This is a genomic window from Acinetobacter sp. A2 (assembly GCF_012371325.1).
Taxonomy (GTDB): domain Bacteria; phylum Pseudomonadota; class Gammaproteobacteria; order Pseudomonadales; family Moraxellaceae; genus Acinetobacter.
Genome location: NZ_JAAZQX010000015.1, coordinates 59,832 through 69,354 on the forward strand (window position 1 = coordinate 59,832; position 9,523 = coordinate 69,354).

The 9,523-nt window shown below is 37.6% G+C and carries 8 protein-coding genes and 2 pseudogenes; 5 read left to right on the forward strand and 5 right to left on the reverse strand.

The window, feature by feature from the left end; translation table 11 throughout:
• Nucleotides 1–180: 180 nt before the first annotated feature.
• From HHA43_RS07510 to HHA43_RS07520, 3 genes are all read left to right on the forward strand, one after another.
• Entirely contained in the window at nucleotides 181–1,467 is a 1,287-nt protein-coding gene (locus HHA43_RS07510; protein WP_168542266.1) for a mechanosensitive ion channel family protein, read from the forward strand.
• Nucleotides 1,468–1,796: 329 nt separating this feature from the next.
• Entirely contained in the window at nucleotides 1,797–2,090 is a 294-nt protein-coding gene (locus HHA43_RS07515) for a hypothetical protein (protein WP_168461147.1), read from the forward strand.
• Nucleotides 2,069–2,890, forward strand: coding sequence for a hypothetical protein (locus HHA43_RS07520; RefSeq protein WP_168461149.1), 822 nt, complete (start codon nucleotides 2,069–2,071; stop codon nucleotides 2,888–2,890). The genes HHA43_RS07515 and HHA43_RS07520 overlap by 22 nt, the downstream gene beginning before the upstream one ends.
• A gap of 222 nt (nucleotides 2,891–3,112) precedes the next feature.
• Here the strand turns inward: HHA43_RS07520 and HHA43_RS07525 are convergent, their stop codons facing one another.
• Nucleotides 3,113–3,610 (reverse strand): hypothetical protein, encoded by a 498-nt coding sequence (locus HHA43_RS07525; RefSeq protein ID WP_168461151.1) that lies wholly within the window; start codon nucleotides 3,608–3,610, stop codon nucleotides 3,113–3,115.
• A gap of 247 nt (nucleotides 3,611–3,857) precedes the next feature.
• Between HHA43_RS07525 and HHA43_RS07530 the strand changes: the two genes are divergently transcribed.
• Nucleotides 3,858–5,276 (forward strand): GGDEF domain-containing protein, encoded by a 1,419-nt coding sequence (locus HHA43_RS07530; protein ID WP_168419498.1) that lies wholly within the window; start codon nucleotides 3,858–3,860, stop codon nucleotides 5,274–5,276.
• Between the two features lie 51 nt (nucleotides 5,277–5,327).
• The gene (locus HHA43_RS07535; RefSeq protein WP_168542270.1) at nucleotides 5,328–6,818 is read left to right on the forward strand and encodes an amidase; all 1,491 of its coding nucleotides are present in this window, start codon (nucleotides 5,328–5,330) and stop codon (nucleotides 6,816–6,818) included.
• A gap of 95 nt (nucleotides 6,819–6,913) precedes the next feature.
• Here the strand turns inward: HHA43_RS07535 and HHA43_RS07540 are convergent, their stop codons facing one another.
• The 4 genes and pseudogenes from HHA43_RS07540 to HHA43_RS07555 all read right to left on the reverse strand — a co-directional run.
• Nucleotides 6,914–8,086: an MFS transporter gene (locus HHA43_RS07540; RefSeq protein ID WP_168461153.1), complete on the reverse strand. Its 1,173-nt coding sequence runs from the start codon at nucleotides 8,084–8,086 to the stop codon at nucleotides 6,914–6,916.
• Between the two features lie 253 nt (nucleotides 8,087–8,339).
• A pseudogene (locus tag HHA43_RS13310) lies at nucleotides 8,340–8,534 on the reverse strand (I78 family peptidase inhibitor); the annotation flags it as partial.
• A gap of 203 nt (nucleotides 8,535–8,737) precedes the next feature.
• Nucleotides 8,738–9,043 carry a DUF4298 domain-containing protein gene (locus HHA43_RS07550; RefSeq protein ID WP_168419494.1) on the reverse strand — a complete coding sequence of 102 codons (306 nt, stop codon included), beginning with the start codon at nucleotides 9,041–9,043 and terminating at the stop codon, nucleotides 8,738–8,740.
• Between the two features lie 335 nt (nucleotides 9,044–9,378).
• Nucleotides 9,379–9,523, reverse strand: a pseudogene (locus tag HHA43_RS07555) (integrase core domain-containing protein); the annotation flags it as partial.

Below are 9,523 nucleotides of genomic sequence, written 5' to 3' on the forward strand. Positions count from 1 at the left end.
TGAGTAAAAACAAATAATTGAAATGTAGCAAAAAGTTACTCAGCCTTAATTTTTTAAACTTCAGCCTATACACTATCTACCAATTTATAGATTTAGCATGAGGGTTTTACTCTACACAGCAATGCGAATCATCATTCAAATTGAATGTAGCAGTCTTCAACCCTTTAAAGAGAGGATCTTTTGCAAGAGTTTCGCATATTTCAAAATATTCAGGAATGGTATAACCAATACCCATGGTTAGAGATGCTGACCTCACTCAGCCTGGTCATTCTATTGGCAATTTTGGCCAACTTTATTGCCAAGCAAATTGCGGTACGTGGTATCCGTAAACTCATTTCTAAAATGACCTTTGCCAATAGCGAAATTATCTCGCAACACAGTGTAATTCGCCGTATTGCCAACATTGTGCCTGCTTTGATCATTATGAATGGCATTACTACCGTGCCGCATTTATCTGACAAAGTCGAAACCCTAATACAAATGGGCGCACAGGCATTTATCTTCCTGACTATTGCCTTGGCCATTTCTGAATTTTTAAATATTTTCAATTTGTTCTATCAGCGCAACCCTAAATCACGCAACAAACCAATCAAAGGCTATTTGCAACTGGTCAAACTCATTATTTATGTGGTCTGTGCCTTGATGATTTTAGGTACTTTCCTGAAAAAAGATGTGTTTACCTTGCTTGCAGGTTTTGGTGCAATGGCTGCGGTATTGATGCTGGTCTTCCAAAATACAATCTTGTCTTTGGTTGCTTCGGTACAAATTTCTTCTTATGACATGGTACGCATTGGCGACTGGATTGAAATGCCCTCTTTAAATGCCGATGGCGATGTCATTGATATGTCATTACACACCGTTACGGTACAAAACTGGGATAAAACCCTAACCACCATTCCAACCAATAAACTGATTACTGATACCTTTAAAAACTGGCGTGGTATGCAAGAAGCTGGCGCTAGACGCATTAAACGTGCCATTTTACTGGATCAGAGTTCTGTGCACTTTATGACGGCAGATGAACAAAGCAAACTCAAAGAATTTTTGTTATTAGATCAATATTTGCATAGCAAAAATGAAGAGATTGAGCAGTTTAATCAGCAGTTGGCGAATCAGTCACAATACAACCAACGCCGTTTAACCAATTTAGGGACATTTCGCGCCTATGTTGAATTTTACCTGAAACAACATCCTGGAATTAATCAGGCGCAGTCATTAATCATTCGCCAATTACAACCCACGAGCGAAGGCTTACCTCTGGAAATTTACGCCTTTACCAAGACTACAGCTTGGAAAGAATATGAAAATATTCAGTCAGATATTTTTGATCACCTCTTGGCTATTATTCCTGAATTTGGCTTAAAAGTGTATCAAGCACCATCGGGTGCAGATTTAAAGCAAATTGGTGCCCCCTTTAAAGCCATGCCAACAAAAAGCTTAAATCCTGTAGAAATTGACGAGGCATAAACAAGCTAGCTGTTCTTGAGCCATGTTGGATTTTGTCGTGACAAACATTCACATGGCTCAAACATTCGTTCTATTTTTGATCGAACGATAAAATATTTTTATATATTGAAATACATTTGTATATATGAAATATGCACAAAATAATTTTTTCTTTCTGAAGGACTTAGGCTTTATGTATCTATCTAGTAAATATGAAAGTTCATGTATTATAAGCATTTACAAGAAAACCTGAGCATTTTACGGGGTTTTAATCTGTTTTTTTCCATTTGTATAATGCGCCTCCCTATACTAACGATTGCTTAATCTATTCCTGAATAGATTCTTTTCTTATGAAATATATTTTACCTTTTAGTTTATTCTCCTTGGTTTTTCTCACCGCATGTGGCGGTGGCGGTTCATCTACATCATCTGCACCTGCAGCTAGTGGTGCGCCAACAACCATAGCGCCAATAGATACAGCAGTGAGCAATCCTGCACCAAGGCCCACTACACAAGCTTTAGACATGTTGGCTCAGGCTAAACTTGCAGTAACACCAGAATCAGAACTCAAATACCCTGAGTTTAAGATGCTGTGTTCACTTTTGGTGGTGCTGAAAGAAAGTTGGCTTATCAAGACTTTTTAACTTCATCAGAACAAGCTAAAACGTATATTGCCAGCCTTATAATATGTAATGGCAGTTGTTATAAAGATGCAACAGCGCTTAAAACAGCTCAAATTCAATTCAATATTGTGCCGCAAAGCAATGGCTCAATGCACATTGAAAACCTGAAATATCGTCTATTAGATGAAAATACGCTTGATCTGTACGCTATTCAGCAGCCACAATCTTCATTAATGACCAGCAATCGTATTGCTGAAAGCCGTATTGATATACCGACTTCATTTGAAATGCTTGATGAAAACCGCCGTATTTTCGAGTTTTCAATTGAGGGGAATCCGCTCAAAGATGAAATATCTTTTAGCAAACTTCAAATTGCCTTTTCAGAGCACGGGCAATGGTTTACTTCGCTCAGTCAAGATGTGCTCATGGCTGGCACACGAGTTGTAGATCAAACAAGCTACAACCCATTAACAGGATTTAGCAAAGCGCGTGCATTTTCAGGTATTGCATTTAATTTAGATCAATCTATGCAAGAACAGATTAATACCTTTGATGTCGCTTCATATAAAGATACCTATATGAGCACCAAAAAATTTAGCAGTATGTTTAATGCCTCAACCATCAAACATGGTTTATATAGCCCAATTGGCAAGAGCAATGCCTTTGGTTATGGCTACACCGAAAATTCAGCTGAATTTTCACTGGGCGATAATGCTGTCTACCGCACTGCTGGTGTATTTGTGATTGATCCAAGCGCAACTTTTGCACTTGGCATGGAAAAACGCGAAAACAATAAAGACGTCAGTACTCTCTTACAATAATTTTAGTACAGATTTCTAAGCAGCATCCTTCAAGTCGCTTATCAATTTAAGAAACTTGAAGGATGTCTTTTAAGTGCTCATCTAATTTATTATTGAGCTTTTAATTTGTTATTCAATAAATTTTAGATTGATTTTTAAAAGGTTATTTAACTGTATGCACGTTTACGAGGATGAATCGCCTTTATTCAATACATCCTCAAGTTAAATGGTTTTACACTTGGTTTAAGGCAAAACTCGATACAAAGTTGCAAAACATTGTTCTGCTTTTTCATTACTACAAAAATTAATGGTATGTGCATTTTTCCATTTCACAAAATACTGTGAAATATCACCAGTTTGATCTTCCTGATGCCCTGAACAATCGACCTCGTTATTGTCATATTTAATTTGTAAAATTAAGGCAGGTAACAGGTTGGCAGGATCTTGAGATGGTTGATAGTCATACACCCCAGCAGACCATTCCTGACCACTTTTGATGATCACATCGTTATTACTTTTGAAATTATAATATTCAATGCATTTACGATTATTGGGAATTTGCATACCCCACAGTCCTACAATTTCTGGACGTGTTACAACGCGAAATTTATTTGTATTCTGTACTGACTGTGCCGTTTGAACCGTTGCTAATTTTGTAGCATCAATAGTTGATGTATTTTCATTGGCAATTGCGAATGTTGAACATAAAACAAACGCTGTCATTAGATATATTTTTTTCATACATTTATTGATAGATATAAACCATTTGCTCAAATTAGCATACTTTTAAATTGATTCAGAATCTATAAACATAACTCAACAATTTTTATTTCACCAAAGTGTGACGCAGTTTACATTTATTTAACTTTATAGGTCATGATTATTTGCTATGATCACATTTTTGTTTCAAATGTTGTCTAAATTAAGCTTTTTTGTTCATTAATCAACAAATTGCAATACAGAGAGTAATCCCTTGCAAGACCTAAGCATGACGCAAACGCCATCTACATTCCAAAGGCAGATTTTTGCCTTTGTGCTGCTCGCGGTTTTGGTTTTTCTTGCCTGTTTGCTGGGTATTATTACTCGTCCCTTAAGTTATTTTGCATTTTTTTGGCCAACCAATGCGCTGTTATTGGGCTTGTTCATTCGTTTTCCAAACCTTAAAAATGCCGCAGGCTTACTGGGCGTATTTACGGGTTATATGGTAGCAGATTTAGTCACCGGCAATTCCATACTAATTAGCCTTGCACTGACTTTCTCTAATCTTATTGCTGTATTGAGTGGCTTGTTTTTATTTGATTATGCACGTTCTAAGCTGTCAATAAATCACCAAAATGTGTCTTTACTGTACCCACATATTATTGGCGTGACTTGTGGATGCTTCTTTGGCGCACTCACTGCAATCACGGTTATTCCGCATCTTCCGCACAGTTTTATGCTGGTAGAAAATCGCTGGATTGATTTTTTTACTTGGTGGTCGGGTGAAGTACTCAATGCCGTTATTATTCTGCCGTTAATTTTGGCTGCACCCAGTTGGCAAAAAATTAAACACGCGACACATTTACAAAATTTAAAGCAAATCCGTGTCTATGACACTTTGCCATTTTTGGCGCTATTACTTTCTATTGTCTGCACACACATTTTTTATGGGCCAGGTGCATTGCTCTACCCGCTTGCAGCTTTAATTTGGGCGGCATCGACCTATCGCTTATTTAACTTATCTGTAATTAACAGTTTGGTGGCATTAACGCTTTACCATAGTGTTACAGGCATGTTTTTAGATGAAGTAAATTCGAGTTATTTAACCACGATTATTTCAATACGTGTCGGGCTTATCATTTTAGCGTTGGCAACTTTACTTTTATGTGTGATCAGTCAAAACCGCAGACAGCTCTATCAAGAAGTTTTATATCTCGCCAATCACGACAGTCTAACTGAAACACTCAACCGTCGTAGTTTTGTCGAGTTCAGTGAAATTGCCTTAAAAGACAGAAAAAATCGTGCAATTTCATTAATCATGTTGGATATTGACCATTTTAAACAAATGAATGATCAATATGGGCATTATGTGGGTGATCGTGCCTTACAACATTTGGTCGCTTTGGTAAAAAGCAACTTACGTGAAACGGATTTATTTAGCCGCGTCGGTGGTGAAGAATTTATTATCTTACTTAAGAATAATAGCTTAAGTGAAACAGAAAAAATTGCAGAAAGAATCCGTCGTAGTATAGCGGAAACACCACTCAAATTAGCACAGCGTGAACCGATTACACTTACTGTCAGTATTGGGGTTTCACACAGCAACCTACCCACAACATTGGCATTACAAGAGCTTGTTAATCAGGCCGATCAAGCTCTTTATCAAGCCAAAACTCGTGGTCGTAATCAGGTCATTCTTGCATCTTAAAGCAAAATCGCATACAACATCATTTTGACAATAACAATTTTCAGGATTGAAATGAAACTTGCAGAATATCTTCAATATGATGCTTTGGGATTAGCCAAATTGGTGGCCAAAAAAGAAATTCAGGCATCAGAATTACTAGAAATTGCCTTAGACCGAGCCGAACAAACCAATCCAAAATTAAATGCCATTATCATCCCCATGCATGATCATGCACGGCAGCGCACCCAAGCAAAGCTGACTGGCCCATTTGCAGGTGTACCTTTTTTAGTTAAAGATTTATTTCAACAATACAAAGGTTATCCAATCTCTTTTGGCTGTCAGGGCTTAAAACGTGCAGGCCATCTTGCAGAAGAAAATGCTGAAATTGTGAATCGTTGGGAAAATAGTGGTATTGTCACTTTTGGTCGTACCAACACACCTGAGTTTGGCATTAAAGGAATAACTGAACCCGATGCTTGGGGGGCATGTAAAAATCCATGGAATTTAAAACATAATAGTGGCGGTTCTTCGGGTGGTTCAGCTTCGGCAGTAGTAGCAGGAATTGTTCCAATTGCAGGTGCCAGTGATGGTGGCGGCTCTATTCGTATTCCAGCCTCATACTGTGGTTTGTTTGGCTTAAAGCCAAGTCGTGGTCGCACCCCGTGGGGACCTCATACCAGTGAGGCCATGCATGGTGCAGCCATGCAGCATATTTTAAGCAAAAGTGTGCGAGACAGTGCTGCAATGCTTGATGCAACTCATGGGCCAGACTACAACTCTTTATTTAAAATTGAAGCACCAAAAGGTCTTTATTTAGACGCGATTCAAAAGCCGCCTAAAAAACTGCGCATTGCCTATTGCACGCAATCACCTATTGGTACGCCAGTTTCACAAGATGCAGTTCAAGCCATTCAGCAAACTGTGAAACTGTTACAGGCTTTAGGGCATGAAGTGGTTGAAGACCGCCCTGCGATTGATGGAATGCAGTTGGCTAAAGATTTTATTACCACATGGTTTAGCCAGTTTGCTTATTTAATTGCAGAAATTCAAACACGTTTACCTGAAAAATCAGATAACTTTGAGCTAGATTCTTTGGCTTTGGCAGCCTTTGGTGCAAAAACATCTTCTGTAGATTACATTCGTAATTTAAATAACTGGGGTGTGTATGTCACACAAATGAATCACTTTTTTGAGAAATACGATCTGTATTTAATTCCAGCCACGGCATCTGTTGCACCTAAAAATGGTGAGGTCAAAACGCCTGCATGGCAAAAACCAATTTTAAAAACCTTATTGCATGCGGGTAAAGCTCATTGGCTGGCTCAAGGCAAGTTGGTAGATCGTATTGTTAAAGAGAACCTAAAATGGGTACCATTTACCCAACTCGCCAATATTACAGGACTACCTGCCATGTCAGTGCCTTTGTATTGGAATAAAGATAACTTGCCTTTAGGTTCACAGTTTATTGCGCCCTTTGCGAGTGAAGATATTTTATTACAGTTGGCGGCACAACTTGAATATGCACAGCCTTGGTGGGATCAATACGCGAAAATTCGCATTTAATAAATCTACGCCCCATTCATACAGGGCGATTTCGCAGCAAAAGCAGCGCAACTGTAAAATTCAGTTGCGTGCTTTTAATTTAAAAATAGTATAAATCAAGATTTTTGCACTTCTGTAGATTCTACCTGTTTAGGTAAGCCCCAAATAAACACCAATCCAATTAATGTTGATAATCCTGCAAAAATAAAAATCATCTCGCCAGAAAGTAAATCCCAGTAATGGCCTGCTAAAATACTGCCCAATGCAACACCTAAGCCCCACATCGTGCTATATAGAGCTTGTCCTCGACCTTGTTGCCCTGCAGAAAAATTCTGAAAAATTACCCGCATCGCAATAATATGAAATAGTCCAAAACTAAAGGCATGAATGCTTTGTGCGAAAAACTGTGCTATGAAAGTACTAGGAAATAAGCCAACCATCACCCAGCGTAGTGCTGTAACCACTAAACAAAAAGCGACTAAAACACGCCAAGACCACCGCTGTAAAAACCATGTGGCGTAAGCGAACATTATAATTTCTGCAATTACACCAACCGACCACAACAATCCAATCTGCGTAGTTGAAAAACCCGCTTGATGTAAAAAATTACTGTAAAAACTATAAAATGGTGCATGAGAAAACAGTAAAACCAGCTCAATCATAAAAAAGGAATACACCACCGGGCGCTTCAAAATAGGCATTAATGGTTCAAGTTGCTTTTGTGATGTAGGTGCAGCGCTGGGTTCCCGAATACTAAATGACCATAGAAATGCCAAAAGTGAAATGCTGAGTAATAGCATTGGCAGCATAGAAATTGGGATAATTTCTAAAATTGCACCAATACCAAACACCCCAACAATAAAACCAACCGAGCCCCATTTACGTACTTTTCCATATAATTCAGCACGTTTATCCCCTAGCCAAAATAAAGTCACGCCTTCAAACTGCGCCAAAATAGCATTCTGAAAAAAACTAAAAATGAGCATGAGTAAAGCAATCGACTGAAAGCTATTCGGAACTATAAAAATCAGCAGCCATATAAAGGCTTCCATCCATGTAGCAATGCGTACCAATAACATACGCTTGCCAGATTTATCGGCAATCCATCCCCAAATAAAAGGCGCAAAAAAGCGAGTTAAAATAGCAATTGAAGATAGAACACCAATTTCCTGATAGTTAAAGCCTTGATCTTCTAAATATAAACTCCAAAACGGAAGAAAGGTGCCAACGATTGCATAGTAGAAAAAGTAGAATCCACCTAAGCGTGTCGATATATTCAAGGCGTTCATTAAATTATTTTTCCTTGATTTTTCAAACACATGATTAAGTACATTGTCTAACCTGATCTAAAATGATTCAAATATTAAAAACCTGCCTATAATGACTAAAATTTATCTATCACTATAGCTTTAAAGCTAGACATATTTTAGCACTGTCGTATGAATATTTAGAAAGATCAGTACATTAAAAACACCCTGATAATAAGACCTAATTTGTCCTATTTGCAGGGTGTGTCTGATTTAAAAAATTGGATGAAATTGACTATCCGCAAGATGCTTGAACAATGATTCTTGTTTTAGGATCAATTACAACCGTGACCCGATTCATGCGGTAATCCATCGTCACAGGTTGATCAGGGGCAACCATACGCACAATTTCAGCTTGTGTGATCGCTTTAATTTCAGCTTCAGATAATTCAGTTTTACCAACTAGTTTCGCTGCGGCTTCAGGTACACAGTTTTGTATCACCGGTTTAGTCTCCACAGCTTTCATGTCAGAATTTTGGCTACAACCCGTAATTGCAACTAAAAATATCGCACTTATTGGAAAATAAAAGCGTTTTTTCATAATGGTTACGTCCTTAAGCCATGCTTAAGCATGCTTTATATATCAGACAATGTTAAGAAAAATATAATCTGCTGAACAGTTTTACCTATTCATTATTGTTCAACAACCTTTAGACCCAATTTCATCCAAGTGATTGCCTGTTGTCTACGTTCTTCCATTGCATTCCATAAAGTGTCTTGTGCCAAAATAGAATACTCGCCTTCACGACATGTTAATTCTGGTGAATTTTCATAATCAATCACCCATTGCTCACTTTGGTAATATTCCTGTAATTCTTGCCACAATTTTTCTGCTGCCTGCCATTGCTCCTGAGCTTTCTCTAATTGCTGATGTAGTTGATGCCATTGCTCAAATTGCTGCTGCAAAAACTGAGCATCGAATGTCTTATTTTTATCCATACTGAATCTCACACATAAAATTTGTGTTGAGCGTACAATATTTTTAAAGTTCAAATTGTGTGTTTATGTTGATTTCACTTAAATATGCACTATGATTTTTAAATAAAACTTATTATCACTTATTCTATTAAAAATCGAAAATATTATTTTAAGTGAATAATTGGTAATAAAAGTGTAATTCTATCTATTTTAATAAAATTATAAGAATTATTATTCATTTGCTTCAGTTTTTAAAAACAAGGTACACAGTATGAAGTATATTTTAGCTGCCACTATAATTGCATTTGGATTAGTGGGGTAATCCTCCCATAAATAACCGAAGTTAAAAGTAGAGGTTAAGCAGCCATTAGAGGTGGCTCTCCTTTGTTAGCTTGATGTGGTCTTTCATGGTTGTAATGCCACTACCAGTTTGTTGCATAATCTTGTACTTCATCCAAAGTATCAAATAAATGCTTGCTCAGCCAACTATAACGTATGGTC

Bases quoted from the DNA above. Each gene is read 5' to 3' on its own strand.
- HHA43_RS07515 (WP_168461147.1), top strand. From the start codon at position 1,797: ATGAAATATATTTTACCTTTTAGTTTATTCTCCTTGGTTTTTCTCACC.
- HHA43_RS07525 (WP_168461151.1), bottom strand. From the start codon at position 3,610: ATGAAAAAAATATATCTAATGACAGCGTTTGTTTTATGTTCAACATTC.
- HHA43_RS07530 (WP_168419498.1), top strand. From the start codon at position 3,858: ATGACGCAAACGCCATCTACATTCCAAAGGCAGATTTTTGCCTTTGTG.
- HHA43_RS07535 (WP_168542270.1), top strand. From the start codon at position 5,328: ATGAAACTTGCAGAATATCTTCAATATGATGCTTTGGGATTAGCCAAA.
- HHA43_RS07540 (WP_168461153.1), bottom strand. From the start codon at position 8,086: ATGAACGCCTTGAATATATCGACACGCTTAGGTGGATTCTACTTTTTC.
- HHA43_RS07550 (WP_168419494.1), bottom strand. From the start codon at position 9,043: ATGGATAAAAATAAGACATTCGATGCTCAGTTTTTGCAGCAGCAATTT.